The sequence below is a fragment of the Acaryochloris sp. IP29b_bin.137 genome (assembly GCF_028285745.1).
Lineage (GTDB): Bacteria > Cyanobacteriota > Cyanobacteriia > Thermosynechococcales > Thermosynechococcaceae > Acaryochloris.
The window spans coordinates 1-24,065 of record NZ_JANQOP010000322.1 but is presented as its reverse complement, the minus strand read 5'-3'; the positions used below and the strand labels follow the sequence as shown (position 1 = coordinate 24,065).

The 24,065-nt window shown below is 48.6% G+C and carries 19 protein-coding genes; 7 read left to right on the top strand and 12 right to left on the bottom strand.

Features of this window, described 5'->3' with window-relative positions; all coding sequences use genetic code 11:
- Positions 1 to 141: 141 nt before the first annotated feature.
- Positions 142 to 585: a DCC1-like thiol-disulfide oxidoreductase family protein gene (locus Q0991_RS22085; RefSeq protein ID WP_299492645.1), complete on the bottom strand. Its 444-nt coding sequence runs from the start codon at positions 583 to 585 to the stop codon at positions 142 to 144.
- A 146-nt stretch (positions 586 to 731) separates the two neighbouring features.
- On the opposite strand from Q0991_RS22085, the gene Q0991_RS22080 reads away from it, so the two are divergent.
- On the top strand, positions 732 to 1,166 hold the full coding sequence (locus Q0991_RS22080; protein WP_299492643.1) for a hypothetical protein: 435 nt from the start codon (positions 732 to 734) through the stop codon (positions 1,164 to 1,166).
- A 337-nt stretch (positions 1,167 to 1,503) separates the two neighbouring features.
- Here Q0991_RS22080 and Q0991_RS22075 read toward each other — a convergent pair whose 3' ends face one another.
- The 8 genes from Q0991_RS22075 to Q0991_RS22040 all read right to left on the bottom strand — a co-directional run bounded on the left by Q0991_RS22075 (position 1,504) and on the right by Q0991_RS22040 (position 11,989).
- On the bottom strand, positions 1,504 to 2,937 hold the full coding sequence (locus tag Q0991_RS22075; protein ID WP_299492641.1) for a c-type cytochrome: 1,434 nt from the start codon (positions 2,935 to 2,937) through the stop codon (positions 1,504 to 1,506).
- 107 nt (positions 2,938 to 3,044) lie between these two features.
- Entirely contained in the window at positions 3,045 to 3,479 is a 435-nt protein-coding gene (locus tag Q0991_RS22070) for a hypothetical protein (protein ID WP_299492639.1), read from the bottom strand.
- A 56-nt stretch (positions 3,480 to 3,535) separates the two neighbouring features.
- Positions 3,536 to 5,032: a cytochrome c gene (locus Q0991_RS22065; RefSeq protein ID WP_299492637.1), complete on the bottom strand. Its 1,497-nt coding sequence runs from the start codon at positions 5,030 to 5,032 to the stop codon at positions 3,536 to 3,538.
- Positions 5,033 to 5,064: 32 nt separating this feature from the next.
- The gene (locus Q0991_RS22060; protein WP_299492635.1) at positions 5,065 to 6,573 is read right to left on the bottom strand and encodes an NADH:flavin oxidoreductase; all 1,509 of its coding nucleotides are present in this window, start codon (positions 6,571 to 6,573) and stop codon (positions 5,065 to 5,067) included.
- A gap of 27 nt (positions 6,574 to 6,600) precedes the next feature.
- Complete coding sequence (locus Q0991_RS22055) at positions 6,601 to 7,521, bottom strand: hypothetical protein (protein ID WP_299492633.1); 921 nt, start codon at positions 7,519 to 7,521, stop codon at positions 6,601 to 6,603.
- 10 nt (positions 7,522 to 7,531) lie between these two features.
- Positions 7,532 to 9,283 (bottom strand): peroxidase family protein, encoded by a 1,752-nt coding sequence (locus Q0991_RS22050; protein WP_299492631.1) that lies wholly within the window; start codon positions 9,281 to 9,283, stop codon positions 7,532 to 7,534.
- An 86-nt stretch (positions 9,284 to 9,369) separates the two neighbouring features.
- Complete coding sequence (locus Q0991_RS22045; RefSeq protein WP_299492629.1) at positions 9,370 to 10,362, bottom strand: alpha/beta hydrolase; 993 nt, start codon at positions 10,360 to 10,362, stop codon at positions 9,370 to 9,372.
- Between the two features lie 802 nt (positions 10,363 to 11,164).
- Positions 11,165 to 11,989 carry a class I SAM-dependent methyltransferase gene (locus tag Q0991_RS22040; protein WP_299492627.1) on the bottom strand — a complete coding sequence of 275 codons (825 nt, stop codon included), beginning with the start codon at positions 11,987 to 11,989 and terminating at the stop codon, positions 11,165 to 11,167.
- Between the two features lie 127 nt (positions 11,990 to 12,116).
- Between Q0991_RS22040 and Q0991_RS22035 the strand changes: the two genes are divergently transcribed.
- On the top strand, positions 12,117 to 12,920 hold the full coding sequence (locus Q0991_RS22035) for a class II glutamine amidotransferase (RefSeq protein ID WP_299492625.1): 804 nt from the start codon (positions 12,117 to 12,119) through the stop codon (positions 12,918 to 12,920).
- A 340-nt stretch (positions 12,921 to 13,260) separates the two neighbouring features.
- On the opposite strand, the gene Q0991_RS22030 is transcribed toward Q0991_RS22035, so the two are convergent.
- On the bottom strand, positions 13,261 to 14,751 hold the full coding sequence (locus Q0991_RS22030; protein ID WP_299492623.1) for a pitrilysin family protein: 1,491 nt from the start codon (positions 14,749 to 14,751) through the stop codon (positions 13,261 to 13,263).
- Between the two features lie 130 nt (positions 14,752 to 14,881).
- Between Q0991_RS22030 and Q0991_RS22025 the strand changes: the two genes are divergently transcribed.
- Entirely contained in the window at positions 14,882 to 15,286 is a 405-nt protein-coding gene (locus Q0991_RS22025) for an NIL domain-containing protein (RefSeq protein ID WP_299492621.1), read from the top strand.
- Between the two features lie 273 nt (positions 15,287 to 15,559).
- Complete coding sequence (locus Q0991_RS22020) at positions 15,560 to 16,348, top strand: class I SAM-dependent methyltransferase (RefSeq protein ID WP_299492618.1); 789 nt, start codon at positions 15,560 to 15,562, stop codon at positions 16,346 to 16,348.
- Positions 16,349 to 16,492: 144 nt separating this feature from the next.
- Here the strand turns inward: Q0991_RS22020 and Q0991_RS22015 are convergent, their stop codons facing one another.
- On the bottom strand, positions 16,493 to 18,451 hold the full coding sequence (locus Q0991_RS22015) for a tetratricopeptide repeat protein (protein ID WP_299492616.1): 1,959 nt from the start codon (positions 18,449 to 18,451) through the stop codon (positions 16,493 to 16,495).
- Between the two features lie 272 nt (positions 18,452 to 18,723).
- Positions 18,724 to 19,713, bottom strand: coding sequence for a glycosyltransferase (locus tag Q0991_RS22010; RefSeq protein ID WP_299492614.1), 990 nt, complete (start codon positions 19,711 to 19,713; stop codon positions 18,724 to 18,726).
- 95 nt (positions 19,714 to 19,808) lie between these two features.
- Here Q0991_RS22010 and nusB point away from each other — a divergent pair, with 95 nt between their 5' ends.
- The 3 genes from nusB (at position 19,809) to Q0991_RS21995 (ending at position 23,788) form a co-directional block, all read left to right on the top strand.
- Entirely contained in the window at positions 19,809 to 20,426 is a 618-nt protein-coding gene (gene nusB, locus Q0991_RS22005) for a transcription antitermination factor NusB (RefSeq protein ID WP_299492612.1), read from the top strand.
- A gap of 56 nt (positions 20,427 to 20,482) precedes the next feature.
- Positions 20,483 to 21,916 carry a signal recognition particle-docking protein FtsY gene (gene ftsY / locus Q0991_RS22000; RefSeq protein ID WP_299492610.1) on the top strand — a complete coding sequence of 478 codons (1,434 nt, stop codon included), beginning with the start codon at positions 20,483 to 20,485 and terminating at the stop codon, positions 21,914 to 21,916.
- A gap of 447 nt (positions 21,917 to 22,363) precedes the next feature.
- Positions 22,364 to 23,788 (top strand): PP2C family protein-serine/threonine phosphatase, encoded by a 1,425-nt coding sequence (locus tag Q0991_RS21995; protein WP_299492607.1) that lies wholly within the window; start codon positions 22,364 to 22,366, stop codon positions 23,786 to 23,788.
- Positions 23,789 to 24,065: the final 277 nt, after the last annotated feature.

Sequence of the window (24,065 nt, the reverse complement as noted above, 5' to 3'; positions counted from 1 at the left end):
AGGCTGTAAAACTGCAATATTTTCTGACTTAAAAAACTGGGTTGTGGACCAGATGGCCTGAGATCTTGCACCAAGGGTCTTGGATATGGGGCAAGGTCGTGCGGCGTTTGCACCTAATCATGGTTTGAGGATAAGTAGGGTTTAGGGAAGAAACCGCTCTTGCTCTGTTTCACTGGGCATTCGGCAAGAGGATCGTCGTCCAAACAGTCGGTAGCGATTGCGGGCAATCAAGCGATAGATGCGATCGCGGATCGGACGTGGAATCAAAGCAATTACCGTGAAGACGGACCACACTCCCCCCAATCGTTTACAAACTTGGAGAAACGCATCGGATCGATCGTATAGATCACGTTCGTCTTGATAGTAAATCGACCAGGCTTCTCGATCCGTCGGTAACGGTGGGAGAAACTGTTTAGCCGTTTGGCCCTGTAACGGGGCAATCAGAATGGCTCCTTCTGGATCGATGGTCAGCAGGATATCAACAAAGCCGTTACACATCACACATTCCCCATCAAAAAAAACGATGGGCTGCGGAACAGAGGTCGGTAGGCTATCGGTTGGATTGGAAAGTTGCGGTGCCGCCATACTGCTGCTCAGAGGACATATTCTGAATCTAACATGGCTATTCTGCCGTTCGCATAGCGCTGTCCTGAGCAATATGGAGATATCCCTTACCAGGAACGTCAGCTTTCGAGGTAGGATCTGCAAGTTACACCTATCCTAGTTGAACAATGGTTGAGCGACCGATCAAGAAGTCTGAATTACAAAAACGCGCCCAGGCGGAAGGCCAATCAGACGACGACAAAAACCGCAATCAGAAGGGCCGTAAAGGTGGACGTGGAAAAGGTCGAAATAACAGAGACAGAGAAAAGAAAAAGCCCGCTGTTCCTCTAGCCTTGATGCGGGGTCCCAAGCCATCTGCCAAAGTGGAGGAGCCTGAACCTGTTGAGGTAGCTGAAGAAGTAACCGCAGAAGCGGAAGGGACAGAAGCTAGAGCTGAAGCAATAGATGCGGCAACTGAAGCAGCAGACACTGACGCAAATCCCGAGGTAGCCGTGGCTGAAGCAGCAGATGCTGACGTAAATCCCGAGGCAGCCGTAGCTGAGGCGGCAGACGCTGACGCAAATACTGAAGCTAGCGAATCAGATTCAGCACCTGAGCACTAAAGGACGGCCTCAGCTCTGAGAAAGTCTTGATGTATTGGCTCCACCCAATCCTTGGGATTACATTCCTTGGGTATTACTGGTTCTTTCGGATATTGTAGGGTGAATTGCTCAACCCCTTTTCACAACAGTGTTCCGTAGCATGTAGCGTTCAGGATGACCAAGGGTGAGGTTATCGTGGAGATTGCTTGAATGGTAATACTTTGAGCTTAGATCTTAGCCCTCCTTGTTAGGCATTTTTTCTGTCGAACTCAGGTTTCCCGCAGCCAAATCACAAATCATGGTGCAGGGCCTACACCATTAGCTCAAAGTTGAAACATTCCTGGATCGTTGTATGCATTTACAGCGTTTTTAGATATTCAATCAATGTCGCCTTATCCTTGTCAGGTAAATTGGTGCCGTATACATGCCCCTGATTACTATTTGCCACTACGGATGTGTCGTATTCAAATCCAACCCTCTCAGCCGCCGCACCTTGCGAGATAAAGCCGACGGCGTCGGGGTCATAGACATCGTAGCCTCGGTAAAACACTGGCGTCCGAGCATCTGGAGTTTTGAATAAATCTTGCAAGCTAGGTACTGACCCATTGTGCAGATAGGGGGCTCGTAACCACAACCCATCTAGACTGACGGAGAGATAGCCATCGGTTTTTCGTAACTGATCAAAGTCGTAGTCGTATCCTTCTGCAAAGGCGTTGTATTTATCCGCTGCTTCTTGGGTCCACATGTCCAGTCGGTGGCGATCGGTGCCGACTTCTTGCTGGGGGATAACGGTGCCCGTGCGCTCACCGCCAAAGGCATGGCAAGTGGCGCAGTGCTGGTCAAATACCTTTTCACCCTTGTCAGCAGCAGCTTGATCGATGGCAAAGGGGAATTTAGGTGGATCAAGCTCCGTGATATATTTTTCGACCCGTTGTAGCCCTTCAATATTGATGGATTTACGAGTCGCTCCATCTCCCAGGGCACCGGTATTCACCGTTTCTGTGAGAGAGGTTTCCAAACCATCCCAGTGCAGGGCAAACCCTTGATGCTGCTTCTGATTCCAAAGAGACATCATATCGGAGTTGCCGATGGTGTCATCTATGGAAATGTCCAGCATATTGAATTTCACGGGGTTAAAGGGATCGATGCGACCCGGTCCCCAATTGGGTCGAGAATTGGTCCAGTCAAAGGATTCGCCCTGCTCCCGCATTTCCTTGCGGGTCGTGGGAATAATCAGAAATCGGTAGAGTAGCTTCTCAAAAGCCGATAAGGAATGATTGTATTCAATCTCAGGCAAAATGTAATCTGCTGTAAATCTGGGATCTTGGGCACAAGCCTGCAGAAAACGCACATACCCCAAGGAATTAAATTTTACCGAGGGACCAGCTGGCACAATGATGGGATTGTCCTCAGGCGCTTTGCGATAGGTTGCTGAATGGCAGACGGCACAGGTAATGCCTTGGCGAGGAAAACCAATCGTCTTTTTAGAGACGCCCACCGGGGTTTCCTGACCGGGTTCCCAAGTGAAGCCTAAGGAGGTATAGCCATTGGGGCCGGGTAAATATTCCGGAAAGAGGCGAGGGAGCACCATCCAAATCCAGTAGGGAACGCCTTGGTCATTTTCTGTTCCAATCGATCCATACTTAAAATGTTCGGCTGGCGATTCGATATAGGTGTCCACTTCGCGCAGGAGATTGTACCAGCCAATATAGACCACCGTTCCCACGAGCAGGCCCAGAATCAGTAAGATAGTGGCGATCTTTTTTCCGAGGTTTGAGGTTAGCGCACCCATAGTCTTCATTCCTTGATAACGTCAGCAACGATCGGGCATTCGACCCTCTTGCTAATCAGCTTGAACTCGGTATTTGAGGCCCCAATTTGGCCCCGTTTGTCGGCCGACTAAACCGACTCAGGATAGGATTGGTTTGCAAGAGCCGCTTTGTCTTGCATCGCTAAATAGAGCAGAATGCCCTCTGTGACCCCAAAAATTAGATCCACAATGGCAATGGAGAGAAAGCCTAGTTCTTGACCAAAAAACAGAACGGCAATTAGGAAAAATGAGGCTCCACCGCCCCGAGTGACCAGCACTGACATCCATGCCGTCGCTCGATATCGGTAAGGATCCAGCGCTCCTGGAATATACAGAATGCTAATTTCTAAGAGCAACAACCCTGCCGCTCGCACCCAAATAATCGGGATAGGGATGGTCATCCTGAGGAGAGAGAGCAGCCACTCAGGGAAAAAACAGGTGGGAATAATAAATAGAATATTGGCGACTATGCCCAGCCAAACGACGTAGCCAAACCATTTTGCATAGGGATTTTGTGTGCTCACTTGACTGGCTCCAATTTTAGGTAGGGAAAAATAGATAGGTATAGACGATACGAACCTTAAAGGGTCTTCAAATACTCGATCAGAGCTGTTTTATCTGACTTAGGTAGAGTGGTTCCATAGAGATGGCCTTCCTTGCCATTCCCCGGCAGTGATGTGTCATATTCGAAAAATTTGCTGCCGTTAGCTGCGGCGACGTTCGCCACAAACCCCATTTTGTCTGGGTCATAGACATCATTGCCCCGGTAAAACTTAGCTGGGCGTTGCTCGGAAGGATCGAGCAGATCCTTTAGGGTCGGGACTGAGCCGTTGTGGAGATAAGGCGATCGCAACCACAATCCGTCTAAGGGATGGTTAGCGTAGCCGTTGGTTTTGCGGAAGTGGGTAAACCGCTGATCTTCGCCTTTATAGGTAATCCCCGCAAACAGCGTGTACTGATTCGAGGCAAATTCATAGGTATAAGAATTCAATCGACCTGGATCGGTACCGATTTCTGCAATGGGCGTCACGGTTCCGACCTTGGGACCGTCAAAGGCATGGCAGCTGGCACAGGTGTTGGCAAAGATAGATTGCCCCTGGGCCGCCAGCTCCTCATTCACGGGATAGGGATAGGGCGGGGCCGGGAGATCCAACAACCAGTCGGCCACTCGGGTAATGGCATCCAAATTAATATTGGTGGGGGAGACCAGGGCTAAGGCAGCACTCTTATTCCGTTCCGCCACAGAGGTGTTGTCGCCATCCCAGTGGAGCTGCATACCCTCCCGGGGGCGTTGCTGCCAAACACTGGGAAAGTCGCTAGCCGCTCCCTCAATTTCTTCAGGAGGGAGGTCGTCTAGATTGATATTAAAGGTACGGGTTTTATAGGGGGTAAAGGTGTCTACTCGCCCCGGTCCGTACTGGGGCTGATCCGATAAAAAACTGAGCTTTTCGGCTTGGATACTGAGCAAGGCCCGGGTTTGGGGAATAGCAATATAGCGATAGAGCAGAGACTGCAAGGGATTCAGATCGGCTCCCAAATCCTTGATATAGGGCATCATTTCCCGAGCATTAAACCGAGGATCATTGGCAACGCCGGTAATAAATCGAAAATAGGCCGACAAATTCACGGTATTGGACGGCATCGTCGGAATGGCTTGGGGTAGGCCATCAGAGGTGTTGCGAACACTACCCACATGGCAAAGGGCACAATTGTTGGTCACCACTTCCAACCCTAATTGGGTATCCTTGGCAAACCCAATAGGCAGATCTTGCCCCGGTTCTTGAATAAAGCCGAGCTGGGTATAGCCTTTTCCAGGGGTAGCGTAGTCCTCCGTTGGCAGGTACTCCGGAAACATCACCGGCATCACTTGCCAAATCCAATAGGGAATTCCCATGGTGGAGGCACCGCCAATCGAGCCATATTTAAAATGGTCGGTTATGTCCGTGTATTGAGGGGACCGTGCCGTTAGCAGGGGCCATGCCAGACATAAAACGATCACTAAAACTAGGCTGACTAGCCCTAGGATTAACCGCTTGAATTGACGACAGACTTTTGAGAAAAAGGGTGTACTGCTCATTGGGATATCACGCTTGCAATTTGCATCCGAGGTTATGCCGTTTGCTTGGACGGGCTAAAGGGCGGTGGGTTATAAACCTGCATGGCATCTTGAATCATGGCGTCATGGGCTTCGCGCGCTGCTTTATCCTGCTCCGTTTGATCTGCGCTAGTAATAGAGCGCTGGTAATATCGACGGCGTTCGTAGCAGCCCAGGGGATACTCCAGATAACTTCCTAAACACTGATTGCAATACGTACAGGGTCGCTCGGGAATATCGTTTCCTGCCTGAAACTGGTGGGCCAGATCCTTATTGGCGACCAGCGGGCGGGCAAGAGTGACACCATCACAGAATCCCTTCTCAATCGCTTGCCGGATAAAAGAGGCTTGCTGAAAGCCACCGGTGCAAATAACAGGAATATTGACCTGTTCCTTAATGGCCTGGGCATCTTCCATCACCGTGCCTTGGTAGCGGGCTAATAGGGTCTGAAACTCGTGGACCGAGATATGCTCTTGCATCAATTGGGAAAGAGCGTCTGACGAGAGACGATCGCCTTTAACCGGAGGCTGCCAATGCCGCTCCAAGCGATTCCAAATGCACTTAAAAAAAGGCTGGAGTAAGGGGCTGCGAAAGAGAAAGTAATTGAGAAGGGTGCGCCACGGGGCACTAGAAATCATCGTGTCGTAAGTGGAGGTGGCAATCTTAAAGGGGAAGGGACCTGCGGGTAATAGGGGATGGGGAAAGGTGCTGCCCCGAGAAATATGGAGAGCATCTACCCCATCTCGCTCCAGCCACTGACAGACTTGAATCGACTCAGACAGGGTGTTGCCCCTCCGTTCCCACGGCAAGACGTTGTTATAGTCCACAGCACTAATTTTGGCCTGGAGGTGAAAATCATCACCGACGGTTTGGCGAATGGCCTGGACAATTTCCTGCAGGAACCGATATCGATTTTCTAAAGAGCCTCCATAGTCATCATTGCGAATATTGATGCCAGAACTGAGGAATTGGGTAATCAGATAGCCATGGGAGCTATGTAACTCCACGCCATCTAGCCCGGCCTCCCGAGCCCGCCGCGCCCCATCCGCAAACCGTTGTACCGTCTGCTTGATTTCTGTCCGGGTCATCTGGCGACAGCGGAACCCATGAATCTGTTCCGATAGCGTTGTTGCACTCAGGGCGGGCGTGGGCTTAAAGGAATCGGGAACTGTATTTTCGACCCCATCAATATCGCGCTGACGCCCCGAATGACTGAGCTGGAGGATAAACTTGCAGTCGTGCTGATGGACCGTCTCGCCGACCTTTTTCCAGAAGGGAATGCGGTCGTCCGAGTCAATCATGGCGGCATTTGGCACAATCCGCCCTTCAATATGAATGGGGGTATAGGACGAGATAATGGCACCGACGCCACCCTGGGCAAACTGCTCTTCCCAATTGATCCGGGCTTGGGTGCCCGAACCATCATAGTTATCCCAACGCCCTGAGATGCTGGATCGGAAAATGCGATTTTTAACCGTTAGATTGCGCCACTCTAAGGGCTGAAAGATAATATCTGGGGTCATAGGATTTCCTGATGGCAGAGTGACGAACTACTGGTTACGGAAGCGCTGATGCCGAAAGAAGAGCTGACTATCGCCGTAGAAGGAAGCCACAAATTCAGAGGTGGTTTCCAGATAGCCAATCAGTTGGGCTTGGGGCTGATCGCCGTTGGCCGCCATCGTTTCCCCGTCTGGATCGACCGCATCCGTAGCATAGATAGAAAACAACTGGGTACCTGGGGGAATGTGGGCCAGATCTGCTCGAAAATCATGGGGACTTTCGACAAACTGTAGGTCTGGATTGGGGACTAGAAAGACTTGGGTGGGGGTATGGGGCTGTGCTTCGGCCTGACCCTGCTGAGTAGTAACGCCTAAGTTGTGGAGGTCAATACGGGTAGGGTATTTGGTGACCCGACGAAAAATCAGGTTCGTGAATCGGGGGCCAAATTCTTGAGCCACAGGCACAATATTGGAGAACCGATGGGCCAGGAAATTGTGGTTTTGGCCTTGACCGGAGAGGGAAACGAGGGCAGAAAAGTTACCGGAGGTCTGGCCATCGGCTAGAAGCTTAATCGCTAGACCTGGGGCAAACCCTCGATCTGCTGGATCACCCGTAAGAGAAGCCCTCAGCAATCCATAGTCTGCGCCTTTAAACAGTCCGGTATAGGGACTGTCGCCCGCTGGGACAAACTTGACTTTGGCCACAGCGCCGTGGGGGTGGATAGCTTTGCGCCAACGGCTAGGAGCTTCATCTGCCAGGCGATCCATTTTGATCATGAGCGGGGTCAAGATTAACCCGACAATATTGATCCGAGGAATGGGTGGATTTTGGTCATAGGTGGATTTGAGAATGCGTTCATCCCAAAGAAAGGCTTGCTTTTTTTGCGCTGACCACGTGGGATAGTCTGTGGGCAATGGATCAAAGTCCTGGGCATCTGGCCAGTATTGCTGAATTTCGGTTTGGTGTTTCATCGGACAGGCCCTAATGACTGAGATTGCGCCAAGGAGCAAAGCCATTGCTGACGCCGACTAGGGCAGGAGCCAGTTTGGGATAGTGGCGTTTGAGGAGGGTAATAAAATTGTTGCGATAGATCCATTCCAAGCCGAAGGGGGTATAAATTTCAGCTCGGTAGTCTTTACTCAAGAAGCGATCGCTCTTCAGACGGCGAGAGGCCATCAGGATAAAGACGCGAAAGGCGCTGTCACTAAAGCCAAAGCCTTCAGGTAGATCTTCGGCAAACATGCCTACCATCAGATCAACCGCGTTGATGTCATTGTTATAGACCTCTCGCAGTTCCTTCGCCCAGACGGGATTGCTGGTGATTTCTTCAAAGCTTTTAACGCGACCCCGTCCGATTAATTCTCGGAAGCGGTTGTATCGAGGCACTCCCCGTTCGCGATCCCGGAGGATATCGACGGCGGCTAAATCGAAGACTTCACCGTTATCTCGCTTGTGGAGCTGCAGAAACCGCGGGAAGTTATGGAGAGTCACTGCTCCTGGATGGGTAATGCCCAAAGAGTAGAACAGATTGTCCATCCCCACCTCCTCCACCAAGGCTCGAGTCCGCTTGCCGGAGGAGGCCATAAAGTCACTTTCCTGCAGCAGTTTTCCCTGGAGGTCATAGTATTGATAGTCATCTGGAATTAAGGGATGCATCCGATATACGGACACAAATTCTTCCGTTAAGTAGTAGGGGGCCGTATGGTGGTCTGTCGAGGAGCCTGGGATGCCGCTTAGCAGTTCTCCTTCGCCGATATGTCCAAAGAGATATCTAAAATCTTCCCCGAGGAAGCCTGCCCAGTTGACGTTGAGGGCGATATCGGTGGCAGGTAGAGGCAAAATGGCGGGGGTCCATTCTGCCGTGTGGATTTTGGCGGTTAAGGCGGCATTGATCAGGCGGGCTTGGTCAAACAGTTGGTCATCAGACCAGGATGGATACTCCGCTTTGAGGCGATCGCAAATAAAATTATGCTCTTTGGCAAATAGCGTATGCAGTAAGGACAGCCCCACCCACCAATTATCGTTAAAGCCGGTGGAATCCACGCCGCCATCATCTAACGGCAATAAACCATCATCGCCAATGGTGAGTTTGCCATCTTGATGGGAGCGGAGTTTGGCAACGGTTTCGCTGTCACTGCCGTAGATTTGAGACCCATCCCACCAGTGGGTGACATGGTTAATAAAGGTGGGGGGACCACCGCTGTCATCTCCCTTGCGGGTGTCATCAATGGCGGTTTTACCCACCTCTAAGGGACGATGCTCTGCAGGCCAGTCATCATCGTCCGCCAAGGGCAGTTGAAATTTCTGTTTGGTTTGGTTCTCGCCATGGGAAAACCAGTCGTGGTTTTCAAACTGGATCCAGGCGGCAGCTAGGACATTCAAAATCGTGGCGGGAATAAACTCATCCCGAGTCATCACCTTACGGCTAATCTCCCGTGGATTGGGCGTCAAGAGAGCCTTCTCATCGGGATAGGCATCTTGCAAGGGCACGTTCCGACCAAACCGAGTGCCAGCCATTCCCATCTCAGGATGGTCTAGGTCGTTAAAGCTGCCATCATCGGTTCGGGCGCGAAAATGGCGACCATCGGGACTGGGCTTGGGCTTGGGGAGGTGATCCGTAGGTGCGATCGCAGCCGTATCATGCAGATTATTTTCTCGAAGTCGATTCCGAAACTGAAGTAACTTTACTAGGGCCAAAGGGGTTTTAAGCTGGTGCCATGGTTTACGAGACATATATTCCTCCTCTAGATGACAAAAACGATGCAGTGCTCAATTAAGCAGCTGTATAGCGAGCCGAGACAAAAAACGAAGCTGTCCAGCTATAGCCGAAATGCATTCAGGCTCAGATCGAAGGTCAAGCCTGGAACCGTTTCTCCCCGCTGACCGTTGAGTAGGCGGGTAAAAATCGTTTGGATGGTGGAGTTTTCGATTTGGCTGTTAAAAAAGTTATGGGACCGATCGACATTCTCACCATTTGTAAAATCAAGGTAAATCGCTCTTTTGGCATTCAAACCCTCAAGGGTATTGCCTAAACGACCAGGGTTGATAATATCAGACGCTTTAAGAACAGAATCGCCCTCATTAAGGGTAATGTAGACTCTGCGGCTATGCTCCACTCGGTCAACCCATTGAGTATGGCTGCGATTATCCACATCAGCTTGATGGAAAATGACGTTGTCAAAGATGCGAGTTTCATCACTGAAAATAGGATCTCGGACAAAGTTTTCAAATACGTAATTACCTAAGCTGTGGACGAGAAGATTAAAGCTAATTCGGCAGTTCCTCATATCCTCAAGGGAGCGATTAGATAGATAGCGTCCTAAAAGCTCTAAGGTGCGATCCAGTGCATTGCTAGATGCCCTTGCTGCCTGTCGTGCTTGCTGATATTCACGAGTAACAAATCCCCCTGGATTAGAGGGCCATGTAAAGGTGAGTACATCTACCTCATAGAGCGTCTGAATTTCTCGACAAGCATTGAGAGTATCTAACATAGATTGATTAAATCCATGGATGTAGAACACCCAATTTTTCTTTCTCTTGCCGACCTTAATGTCCTCCATAACTTCTGTAAACAGCTGCTGACTTGGACGAGAACTGTCCACTATAGACGATCGCGCTCTATCCTCATCAAGCTGCTGTTCTTGACGGAGTGCGAGATGCCACTCTTGTGATATTTCATCATACGTGGCCGTCGCTAAACGAATCTCATCAATCCCTTTAGTATTTGGCTCTTCTCCAAATAACTGATGATCCGTTCTGCCCTCATTGATATTTCGATTTGAGACAACGATTATCATAGTTTTATAACTCATTTAGCTATACTCCAAAAACAAATGAAATATATTTAGGTCTTTGGAGGATTACATTCTTAAAAGACGGTTATATATCCATGACCCTATGAAGGATGGATATATAAAGCATCTATTTATTACGTTGAAGTCTAGCAAGGGTGCCAGAGCAATATAGACAAGAAAACTCAGTATTTATTTCTATTAAATAAAAAACTAGAAAACTAACGGAGAACGATCAAGTATGTGATCGGGCTCAATCTAAAAACCTTTGATAAAGATTACTATTTTCCAAGGCATAGATTGCGTATATCTAAATAGCTCTATGTCAAAGGGTCTTACTAAGATCTCTATTGAGAGCAACAACATTACGCTATTGATTACAAAAGTTTACTCAATATGCTGAGATTTTCATAATGCAAATAAGAGATATTTATTAAATTCTTGGAAATTTAATAAATATCTCTTAAGCTCAGTATTTCTAGCCTGTAATTACTGAAGTTTAGCAACCACAGATACTATCGCGACTTAATGTTTGCATTGGTTCAGACTACTTTTTTAATGCTAATATTGGTCTTCTAAGATTGGGTTAATCCCGGGAACATTCTTTGGGTGATGACTGATAACCTTACTGTTATAGAAAGAGATCATTCGCCAGTAAATAGTTGGATCCCTTTATGTTCAGATGCTATTGAATGACAGAACGTTTTCCACCAGACTAGTCGTACCCATATGTCCCTTTCTTTGGCGGAAAGACTATTTTGTTTCTTTCAGTTAGTTGCTGTAACCCATTTATCAGATGCTGTTCTAGCTTTAGAAGATTTTGCTATGCGGTGGTAAACACAAATCGATAGCCTACATCATGGTGGGTTTGCTGGCGGAGATATCCATACTTCTGATCCCATAGTCCTATCTCCAAATCTTTGCGCAGGTTGGATAACCCTGGCGCTACTTCATCATCATTGAGTTTGGCAAATGATGAAATTCCATTGCGAATATTGTGATCTAGATACAGTTCCGGGCGTGACCAGCCGACCGCGGCGAATGAGTCTGATAAATCATTGGGTAAAGGGAAAGGAACGACATTCACAGCCGTATCCATAATGGTCTCAATTTCAGCCGTTAATGTTGCAATGGGTAAAAAAGTAGACTGAACATCGGTAATAAATGAAGGGAAATACCTGGTTAGCCAAAAACTAGAAATGAGGTCTGGATCGTAGGTAAAGATAACCACCTGACCACCCCCAGTCACTCTGTGAATCTCTTGCAATGCTTGCGAATAGTCGTGGAAATGGTGCAATGCCAGGATGATAATGGCTACATCTGCTGAATGAGAGGGCAATAATAGTTCTTCAGCCTTGGCATCTATCCAGTGGACTGCCGGATGGGCGATTGCCTGACGTCGCATCACCATTGATGGCTCAACTGCTAGAACCTGATATCCATGCTCGGCCAGATACAGCGCATAAGACCCTGTACCCGCACCAATATCTACAATCGTAGAAGCCTGAAACGGCTCCAGAATTTCTAACAGTTTTGCTGCGATGCGTGGATCACTCTGTCTGGTTTGGGAGTAGGTTTTCCCAATCGTGTCGTAAAGCATGATGCTCTCTACCTGCCGAATACTCAACACAGTACAGGACGCCTCCATCAGAGAGGTGCATTAGTAAATGTTCGATTTCTTGCACGTAAGATTGTGGGAATTGGCATTGTGTTTTGTTGCGACCTCTTTCCCTTTCCACCTACAATCGACGGCGTAGAACTGCTTGCGATCGCTCATGTGTCAGTTATTAGGGATGAACTGTAATGAGCCAACGGATATTTGTTTCTCCTTTGAAGGGTTCTGCTCCCGAGGTGGCAAAACGGACGATCATAAAGATGGGTGGGGAATTGCCTTTTTTGAAGGACCAGCCTGTCGAATCTTTCTAGATGACAAGCCTTCTGCAACCTCTGCCATTGCTAAACTCATTCGTGAATACCCGATTAAATCGACGAATGTTGTGGCTCATATTCGCAAGGCCACGATCGGTCCAGTTGGCTTAGAAAATTGCCACCCTTTCACTCGGGAACTGTGGGGGCGGCATTGGGTGTTTGCCCATAATGGGGACCTACCCACGCTGAAATCTGGAAGTTTAGGCACCTATCGCTCCGTGGGTCAAACGGATAGTGAACGAGCATTCTGCTTGATCATGAATCAGCTTAGACAAAAATTCCCCCAGGAACAGCCGCCCATGGAGGAGTTGTTCCCTGTGTTGCAAGAGATGACCCAGGCCATCGCCAGTCATGGCATCTTCAACTATTTACTATCGGATGGCAAGCATCTATTCGTGCACTGTTCCACCAAGCTTTGCTACATCGTTCGCCAATCCCCTTTTGCAGCAGCTCACCTGATCGATGAAGATCTGACGGTTGATTTTCAAGAGTTAACAACTCCTTGCGATCGCGTCGCCATTATCGCCACCACTTGTCTAACGGATAACGAAACCTGGACTACCATTCAACCCGGTGAACTGCTTGTCTTCCAGGATGGATTACCGCTGATTTTTCAGGATGACTGGGCTTGTAAAGTCAGTCGTTACTGAGAGGCAAACTCCATGCGTATTGCTGAGATCAACGGATTAAAATCAGAGAGTGATGGGCTGGCGGTGCTCCACACATAAAACGGCTGGTTGAAACGGCAGTTGCCTCCGCCATTGCCTCGCCCCTGTTATTCCTCTATCAAAAACTAAAAGAAGATTGCCAAGTCGTGTATGGAAAGAGAACAACATCAAAAGCGTCAGAGCGATGTTCTCCATTCAAAGATCTCAACGGGCTTCAACACCATAACAACTAGCTACAGAATCTACTGATTGCTCGATCAATGAAAGGTTACAGGCATTGACTTTCAGGCCTCTTCACAAAATCCACAAGAACGAGGGATCTTTAAGAAGACACGGGTTGAGGAATGGTGATATCAATCGGTGTTACTGTGGTGCCCAACTCTTCTAGTGGCGGTTTGATCGCTGATCGATTCCCCACGACTAACGTGACAATCTGGTCAGGCTGCAGATATTTCTTCGCTGCGGCCTGAACCTTCCCGGCTGTCATGGTTTTGACAGCTCGCTGATATCGGAAGATAAAGTCATCGGGATAGCCAAAGTACTCGTAGCGCATCAGACGAGATAAGGTTTGGGCTGGATCTTGGAAATTAAAGACAAAAGAGTTGAGGATAGAATCCTTGGCCTGCTGCAGTTCATCAGCGGATAAAGGAGCTTCACGCACTTTTTGCAGCTCACCCAATACGGCTTTGATAAACGGAACGGTAGCTTCGGATCGCGTTTGCCCGCCAGAAATAAACAGACCTGGATGATCGTAGCGGGCACTCCAAACGGCATAGACAGAGTAAGCCAATCCCTGGCGCGATCTCACTTCGTTAAACAGCCGTCCGCCAAAGCTATTGAGTGCTTCATTCATCACCAAGAGGGAGAAAATATCAGGGTTATCGAACTGCCCCCCTAAATGACCAATCTGGATATTACTTTGGGATAGCTGAGGCTGATCAACCACAAACGTTTCTCCGGCCTTGATTTGTTCTGCACCAGGGACTGGCAGGGCTTTATCGCGCTCAGGAGCCGCTGGCCAGTCACCAAACTGTTCTTTGATTCGTTGAGTCATGGCCGCAGAATCAAAGTCTCCCACGATTCCCAAGATCATGCAGTTGGGGTGAAAGTTTTGCTGGTAAAAGGATTCGACGTCGGCTTGAGTAATATTGTCGAGGGTTTGATATTCCTGGGTTCGCGCATAGGGGCTATCCGCACCGTAAATCAGTTTCTTGAATTCTCGGCCTGTAATATCATCAGGATCATCGTTACGTCGGGCAATATTTCCACGACGTTGGGTTTTAGCCAGCACAAGCTTATCTTCTTCAAAAGCAGGCTCTCGAATCACTTCTGCGAATAGGCTAAAGACGGTGTCTAAATCTTCACTTAGCGCCGCAAAGGATGCACTGCCTGAGGCCGTACTAATCCCCGTTTCGACGGATGCAGCCCGTTGCTCTAGCATCTGATTGAGCTGATCAGAGGGATGCTCTTTTGTCCCGCCAGACCGCATGACGGTACCAACGATATCGGCTAAGCCCACCTTATCCTCAGGTTCCAGCCGCGACCCCGTTCGCATGCGAGCAATGCCGTTGACCAAAGGCAACTCATGATTTTCCATCAAGTAAACGGTCAAACCGTTATCTAACTGGAAACGGCTATATTCTGGGATAGCGACTTCGGGGAGGGGTGGAAATTCTAGGTCGGTATAGTGTTTAGCCGTTGCTGCCGTGCCCGGACGGATAGACCCGATCACCAGCAAGAGGGGAATAATCGCAAAGGCGATCAGCCGCCGTAGAGTTTTCTGTAGAAATCGGTTACGGTGGGCGTTGGGCATGGTTAACGTGCTTTTCCTATGGACAGCTCATTTCTAACAGATTAGCCTAAACTTTGCGAGGCGATGTGCAGATTTATTTCCTGTTGACCTGCTTTACAATTAAAAGTGCCCCTATCGTTATCCATCGCCAGTGAAAAAGCGTGTTACTCTTACGTTCCCTCGGCGAGCTGTTCCGGTCCCAGTGACCTATCGATTGGCAAAAGATTTTAACGTGGCAGCTAATATTATTCGGGCCCAGGTTGCCCCGAACCAAATTGGTAAGTTGGTGGTGGAATTAGCGGGCGATATTGATCAACTGGATGCCGCCATTGATTGGATGCATTCGCAAAATATTGATGTGTCTTCGTCTAATCGCGAAATCCTGATCGATGAAGAGAGCTGTGTGCACTGTGGCCTATGCACGGGGATCTGTCCTACCCAGGCCCTCACCCTTGACCCCAAATCTTTTTTGCTGAATTTTACGCGATCGCGCTGTATTGTCTGTGAGCAATGTGTTCCCACATGTCCTGTTCAAGCGATTTCTACCCACTTTTAGATGCTTCACTCAATTCTCACTTAATTGCAATACCTTCGTTGTGAAGCTAACAATACATCTCTTATCTTGTATGGATTGCCAAGTTTTGACGATCAATTAAAGCAAGATGTGAAAAATGGCTTGATTTGCCTGGGCGGTTGTGATCTTATGGCGGACGACCCACAGTTGCGGTGCAACCAATGTGGACATGAATGGGATTAGCAATGTGTGCAGCAATCTTTCGCTGAAACACTGATCGTGACAGTGGACTCTGAATCGGAATGTTCAGTAAATATGAGTCAATTCAACTATTACGACCACATCGCCTCCATCTATGACCAAACACGCTGGATGACGGAATCTATCGCGGAGGAGGTTGCAGATTATATTTTGGAGTTGGTTGATGCCAACCCTCACACCTCTTTTCTAGAGCCTGGTGTGGGTACTGGCCTAAACGTTTTCCCGCTGGTTAAACGTGGTTATTCCGTCACAGGGATAGACATTTCGAGGGAAATGCTCGACCAGTTTAGCCAAAAGCTGAATGGCATCCCTCAAAATTTGACGCTGATTCAAGCAGATGCTTCCCAGCTATCTTTCCCTGATGATAGCTTTAACGTTGTCCTGACAGTTCACATGGTTCACACCGTCTCTCATTGGCAACAATTCCTGGATGAGATTGAACGAGTCCTCAAACCAGGAGGGTTCTATTTGAATGCTCAATGGATTACACCCCCTGCTCGAATGGAGTTTGAGCGCTACTTTAGAGCGATGTTAGCGAAGGATAAAAACACGAAAGCTGCCCATACAGGCAACGAGGGGATTAATGTAGACGACTATTTCCGTAAAAAAGGATATCGGTCAAATTATGGGATTGCTAAACGATGGTTGGTGAGCAATACCATTGAAGAGCTGCTTGGGTTTCTGAAAGCTCGGGCCTATGGTTTATGTTGGCAAACGTCCAGTGAAATGTTCTATCGAAAAGTAGAAGAATTTGAAGTTTTTTGCCTTGAGCATTACGGATCGCTGGAGGCTAAGGTATCGTCAGAAGCTCAGTTTGAAATCTGGGCCTATGCCGTTCGCTAACATTCCTGCTGTTTGGAGGCTCACTGAAACCTTCTGCCGCTAATCATCCAAGCTCAAAAGTTCTGCGTAAGAGTTGGTCCCAAAACTCACGTACTGTACCAAGCAAGATTATGAGGTTGATCCACTTTGAAAGGAATGGATGTCTCAGCTACCTTGGGAAGTCTCTTGCCAGCCCAATTGAACGGCCTGTTGTAGCGCCAGAGCCGCAGTCTCTGTCTGGCCTACTGCTTGCAAAGCTTTGCTGAGGTTTACATAAGACTGGGCTTCATAGGGATCGAGCTGGACGGCACGACGGTAGGCTGCGATCGCACCCCCGTATTGTTGCTGTTGCATCAGTACTGCACCCAAGTTGTCATAGTATGGCGCATATTCTGGCAAGAGCCGCAACGTTTGGTGATACGCCGCGATCGCCTCCTGTGGTTTTCCTTGCTGCACCAGAATATCCCCCCAGTCGTGAAAAACGTTTAATTTAGCCAGGGATGGCATCGTGTGCTGCGCACGGTAAACCTCGTCACTTTTAATACCAATGGCATCTTCATGAAGCGTATAGCCGATGGTGTCATTGCCCAAACGATTAGCCCGATAGGCCTGCTGGATCAGCTTGGGAGAGAGGTCTTGGACTCTTTTTTGAAACTGTTTAACATTGACCTCGACCTGTTTGGAGCTCCCTACCGCTTTTGCTAAGCAACGATAAGCTCCCAAATCCTGGGCATCTAGTCCCAAGGCTTTTTGGCAGTATTGAGCGCCAGCCGGGGCTTGTTGATGGGCAATTAGCAAACGTCCCATCTGGGTATAGGCATGTTGCTCTTGGCTGGAATCTTGACGTAAAACATCCAAGGCTTCTTCAGAGCGTTGCAGTTTTACTAAGGTTTCTGCAATGTCAGTGTAGGCATATTTATTGAGCTTATATTCTTGCCGAAAACTAGCTAAAGCTTGCTCAAGGCGACCCTGTCTAGTGTGGACTTGGCCTAGACAAGACCATATATCTGCAATACTTCTCTTATCCTCACCAGTAGGAAGCTTGGAAGAATTCAAGATTTGAGCCGCTTCACGGCAATTGTTGGCAGCCTGATCCAATTGATTGGCTTTGATTAATTTCTGGGACTGTTTAATCAGATGTTTAGCGTATCCTTTCTGGAAAGGTAGATCTGACAGAAAATATTTCTGGGAGATCAGCTTGGCTTCTCCCAGTTGGTTGTGATGTATGAGTGTTTGGATGAAGCTTTTGGCAATATAGGACTGGTTGCCATCCGTGAGGTCAAGGGCATTTTGGTACGCTGACTTTGCTTGATCTACGCGACTGAATAAACTGAGCCTGTTTCCCAGCACTAGATAAGCATCAGCATCTGTATCAATGCCCCTGCGAGAACTCCCAATCCACTGGCGATAAGCCGCTAAGGCATCCTCTGGTCGATTTTCATGGACTAAGGCATCGCCCAACTTTTGGTAATCCAGGCCTTGTTCATATGAAGTGGACCAACGCTCTTTAAAGGCGACTAGAGCCTCGTTGAGCCGATTATGTTTGACCAGTGCAGTCCCTAAATATTCATAAATTATCCGATCTGGCTTTTCTACTATCGCTTGGCGGTAAGCTTTGATCGCTGCAGGCAGTCGTCCTTCAGCCTCCAACGCCAGTCCTAACCGAAAATGCACCTCTGCTTCCTGCATCGCTGTCGGGGCATCGGGATAGCCTTGCGTGATGCCTTGGCGAAAGGTTGCGATCGCATCATCAATCTGGTTTTGCTTAACTAGGGCTTTTCCCCAGCTTTGATAGATACGCGACACATTGGCAGGCTTTAAGGCAATCGCTTGTTGATAGTGACTGATCGCTTCCTCTACCTGATTTTGATCACCTAAAACCAACCCCAACTGATGGTGAGCTTCTGCATCTTGAGGATTGAGTTGGATCGCCTGTTCCCACACATTGGCCTGTTGGGTTTTAGTCAACAATTGCTCCACCGGACTACCTTCTTTGGATTGATTAGAAGTAGCCCCAACCTGCTGGGCTGGAGATAAATTCGCCTGAATCGGATTTTGACGATGAAACAGGCCCACTGACAATACACACAGGCAGAGAAGGGACAGGGCTGTCTTATTTTTCATTGCAAATCAGAGGTGAGATAAAAGCGATAAACAAGCGTTTGTGAAAGCTCAGCATGAAGGAGAGGCCTGCCAGCTTTAGAAATCGCCAACAGACCTTAGGGGTGCAAAACCTCACTTGCACTGGGTTATCTCATTTGCACTGGGATATGTTGGTATTATCCAGATTGCCCGACTCCAGCTCAGTGATGGAGTACCGATTAAGGGGTGATAGTGGTCACGAGTAATTTCGCGCCTTATGCATAGTGCATAACGATCCAGTGGATAGATTGGATTCAAGCTAGTTTTTGCTTGAGCTTGCGCCAGATAGTTTGTCCCCGTAGCTGGGCAATCCGCATTGGCGTCAATGGTGGAATGCCTGCTTGTTGGTGGGGTTGAGAGTCAAAAAATGCGTTAATCTCAGTCAAAATCACCTGCAGCCGCTGCAAAATATTTGCTGTGCGATATTCGGCCAAAACCGTTTCTGACAAACCCACCATTTGAGCGGACTGCAACGCTTGCTGAATCCGCTGCAGATCAAAGGCAAGGGAATAACCCGCAATTTTGTAACAGTTAAATCCCGGATCGAGATAATCCGATAGCCCACCATTGATGCTCGAAAAAACCTGACAGCCACAGGCCATCGCTTCCATAGGCTGCAACCCAAAGCCCTCGCTTACCTTCTGCTGTGCCCAATATTCGGCTGAATCATAGAGGTACACTTTTGCCCGGTTAAACAGTTGGGATAAATCTTCGACATGGCGATCAACCACCATGACATTGCAGACCCGTTGTAATGCTGGAATCAGCACTTGTAACAGATAGGTGGAAGACTTGCGGGCCTGCACTAACACATCAATATCGCGGTCAAGATGCAAGTTCTGAAAATGGTCCGAAATTTGGTTGGGTAGGTAGTACAGCAGGGAATGAGGCGATCGCTGTCCCCAATAGCCCAGGGTATTTCGACTGACGGTAATGATCGGAATCCGCGCTGGTAGATCAAATCCATACCCCGAGCTATGGGCATGGTAAACCAGGTTATAGTCTTGCAATTGTTGCGCTAGCTTGCCGACATCAAAGCCCCAGTTGATCACCAAAATAGCTTGATCGAGGGGCTGAGTCAGCAAATCGTCTAAGAAAAGAGTGTCGGGCTCCCGCTGTTTGTAGGTCACCACTTCTGCAGAACAGATCTGCTGGGCCAGTTTCAGGGTTTTTAGCTCTGCCCAGAGGCCACCGCAGGCGTACTTTCCGCCTAACCCTGGAACTAGAAAATATAACTTGCGCATACCTCAAGCCTGTTGACTAGAGATAGTGTAAGCCGCCAATGCTGAACTTGGACGCTGGATATTAAGATTAGAGAGTTCTGCACCAAGTTTCCTCCATGCAACCTCGCCGAATTGCTCGTGAATTGGCACTTTTAAGTATTGGTCAATTGCCTAGCAATTCCGATCGCCTCGCCAACCAAGATTTGCAGGCCGTGATGATTACGGCGGTACGGACCTTGGTGGCAGAAGTTCAAGAAGCCTTGGAAACGGCGAGTGCCGAATTGAAACGGGGGAGCGATCGCATTCTCGATAGCGAGATCAAAGCCATTGATGTGCAAAGCTCGCGGGCCATGGTTAGCGAGGCGATTGATTTGACTAAAACAGCAGTCAATCGTTTGGGGCTAGCCATTGATTTCCCCGAGTTTATTCAGCTAGCCAATCAACAGTCGGTCCGCGATTACACCCTCGATTTGATTGCTGCCGTCCACCACCATCGCCCTGACATTGATCAAGTGCTTGAAAAATCTTTAGTGGATTGGCAACTCCATCGGTTGGCCCATATCGATGCCAACCTGCTCCGCCTGGCGGTTGCGGAAATGATGTATCTAGAGATTCCCAACCAAGTCGCAATTAACGAAGCCGTCGAGTTGGCTAAAAAATATAGTGCTGAAGAGGGTCATCGCTTTATTAATGGTGTTTTGCGCCGGGTAACCCACCAGATCGCGGTACCTTAAATATGCGGTAGGTTGAAATCCAATCCGCCCCCACTCTGATGCGTTAGGACAAGGTCATGGTATTCAATTGGTTTCGTCGCCAATTTAATAAAGAAGAAGCCGAAGAGCAAGAGACAACGCCTGCAGTAGAGGCGGAGCAAGACTTCGCAACGGAAGAGGGCGACGACGAAACGGGTGAGGCTGAAGATTACCGCAGTTGGGCCGAAGCCGCTTTCCAAAAAATCCAAGCGCGCCAGCAAGAAACGGCGGCTGAAACCACTGCTTCTGCAGAAGTGGAGGTCGAGGAAACCAACAGTTCTCCTCCTGTCGAGACAAACACGTCAGATCATTCTCCTGCTATCGAAGCAACTGACACCTCTGACACCCAGACGTCTGACACCAGAGCACCTGAGGTCGTCCAAGAACCAGAGCCCACCCCCGTTGCGGAAACGGTTACGACAAGCCCTGCCCCCTCTCCATCCACACCTACCCAACCCGATCTGGCCTTTGATGAAGGGTTCTTGTGGTCAGCGGAAGTACTAGCAGCCCAGGGACGTCGCCCGGAAGAGGTCTCCGTTGAAGAAATTTCTTGGCTCCAGAAGCTGAGACAAGGCCTCGGCAAAACCCGGCGTGGCCTAGCCAACCAGCTTAAATCGGTGGTCGGCCAAGGCCCATTAAATGCCGATGCGGTGATGGAAATTGAATCGCTACTCTTACAGGCTGATGTGGGCATTACTGCCACCGATAAGCTGATCGAAGCGTTGCAAGAGAAAGTGCGAGAAGAAACCCTGCCCCCAGATGCTGCGATCGCATATCTGAAACAGATTATGCAAGACATCCTGGATGGCCCCACCGCACGCAACTACAGCCCTAACTTTGCGCCCAAACGCCAAGGGTTAAATATTTGGTTGATGACCGGAGTCAATGGGGCTGGTAAAACCACCACCATCGGTAAACTTGCTCATATCTCTAAGGAATCTGGCTATTCTTGTCTTATTGCAGCAGCCGACACCTTTAGAGCCGCCGCCGTTGAGCAAGTTAAAGTATGGGGTCAGCGCAGCAATGTCGACGTAATTGCCAATCCTGGGCAAAACACAGATCCTGCCGCAGTGGTCTTCGATGCTATTACGGCAGCCCAAAAGCGGGAGATCGATCTGTTGCTCGTGGATACCGCCGGACGCTTGCAAAATAAAAAAAATCTGATGGACGAACTCAACAAGGTTCGACGCATCGTCAGCAAAAAAGCACCGGATGCTCATATTGAATCGCTGCTGGTTCTAGATGCAACCTTGGGACAAAATGGCCTCCGACAAGCCCAGGTCTTTTCAGAAGCAGCAGAGTTAACGGGGGTCGTACTGACAAAACTGGATGGCTCTGCCAAAGGTGGAGTCGCTCTGGCCGTTGTCCAAGAGTTAGGCTTACCGATTCGCTTTATCGGGGCTGGAGAAGGGATTACCGATTTACGTCCGTTTTCCAGCTACGAATTCGTAGAGGCTCTCCTCAGTGCATAAGTATAAATACGCATTAAGTGTAAGTAAAGGACTGCAGAATCCAAATAGGGTGTAGCAGGTTGAAGCCCCTTTTATCAATACCATCTTGTGAGAGTGTGGCAATCTCATTGGAAGTGCGTTATACCAGATTGAAGGAAACCTAAGATTTTATCCTCGAAGTTTTCTGTTTGAGGGAGGTTTCCTCAGTTTCTGAATTATTGTTCGAACAGTTCGCTTTTTGCTAGCTTTTCCATCGTTTTATAACGCTTTGGCAAGAGAATAAAAATTTTCTCTCTCAGTGCAAAATGTATCGGATAATACCGTTACATTCCTCAACCGACTCTACTTTTCTTGAGTTACTGCTTAACCTACCCAAGTGTTGACAAGGGTGCTAAGCTTACTGAGCATAACGACCAACACGCTAGACAGCACGCGCACTATCCGCAATACAGGCTACCCTCCGCCTTTATGTCTCGAGTTCCACTCCCCAACCAGCCCTCCCAGCCCGTGGACTTTGATTATCCAGGGATGGCAACTAATGTAGCGACAGTAACGGCGCTGCAAGAGCTGGTGGTCCATCTCCGGCGGGAACAGGCGAAAGCCCAGGATTTACTGAGTGCTTTAAGTTTTTCATTAAGAAGTTTTAATAACCTTAACCAGTTTCTCGCTTTAATTCCACTGATTGCCAGCCGAGTCACCGATGCGGATGCGGCGGCTCTCATTCTGTTCCGTCCCGATGGTCAAGTCTCTTTGGAGCAGCTATACTGCCACGAAGGTCAGCAATGTCGTAATATCCGATTTGCCCTGGAAAATGCGACTCGGCAGTTTGCCCTCCAAGACGATACCACTGGAAAAAAAAATCTCCTGTTAGATCAAAATCTAGAACAGCAGCTTGGGGAAGAGTATCGGTGGTTTAGCACTGCCATTCTAGTCCGTAATTTCGAGCTATGCGAGCGGGGACGTTTATACCTATTTAGTAGTGATCCAACCTACGAATGGACGGAGACCCACCAAAAGCTGGCCCAGTTAGTGGCCGATCAAACTGCTGTTGCCATTGAAAACGATGCCCTGACCTCGCAACTTCGCAAGCAAGAGCGGATCACACGTGAATTAGAAATTGGAGCCGAAATTCAAGCCCGTTTATTGCCGAATTACTCCCCTACGATTGATGGCGTTGCCCTAGCCGCAACCTGTAAAACCGCCAATCAAGTCGGTGGAGATTACTACGACTTTATTCCCATCTATCGGCAGCTTCCCACCCCTCGTCAATATCGCCTCAATCAAGCGGATCGATGGGGCTTAGTGATTGGCGATGTGATGGGAAAAGGGGTCCCTGCTGGGCTGATTATGACCATGACCCGGGGGATTCTGCGAGCCGATGCCCTCCATCACCATTCTCCTGCTGAGATTCTGAAAAATCTAAATCAGGTGATGTATGCCGATTTAGAAAATTCCAATCGGTTTGTAACGCTGTTCTATTCAGAATATGATCCCAAAACGCGTACCCTCAGCTTTAGCAATGCAGCCCATAACCCACCGCTATTGTGGCGAGCCCGGGAAGATGCAATCGAACGCCTCGATACGGATGGAATGTTGATTGGATTGGATGCCAATACGGAGTATCAAGAAGATCAAGTTACGCTGGCTCCAGGCGATACTATCATCTACTACACTGATGGCTTTACGGATGCGGCAGGGCCGAATGGCGATCGCTTTGATGAAGAGAACTTACTAGCAGCGTTTGAAGAAGCCTGTCATACCCGTCATGGTCCGCAAGATATCCTTGACTATCTGTTTGAGCGGTTACAAGCATTTATGGGAGAGCGGAACCAAAATACTGACGATGTCACCTTGATTGTGATGCAAATAACACCCATGTTATTAAAGTTCTAAAGACTACCATAGAAGGCAATTCGTTACCACTGACCTTACGGTATTGTTTGAGCCGTACTGTCGGCTTCACTTATTCCCCGTTTTGTAATTGTAAACAAACTCTTATTGATCACCAGGTATTTTCGGTTTGCTACAAGAATTAAAGGCCCAATTGAGTGCCTCTAACAGTCATAGTGAAGTGACCTTTACTCGAAAAAGTGGACATTCTCGAAGAGTCGATACCCCAGGAGAATGTTTACATGCCCCAAAGACCCCGTCGCACCTTTACTGCCGAACA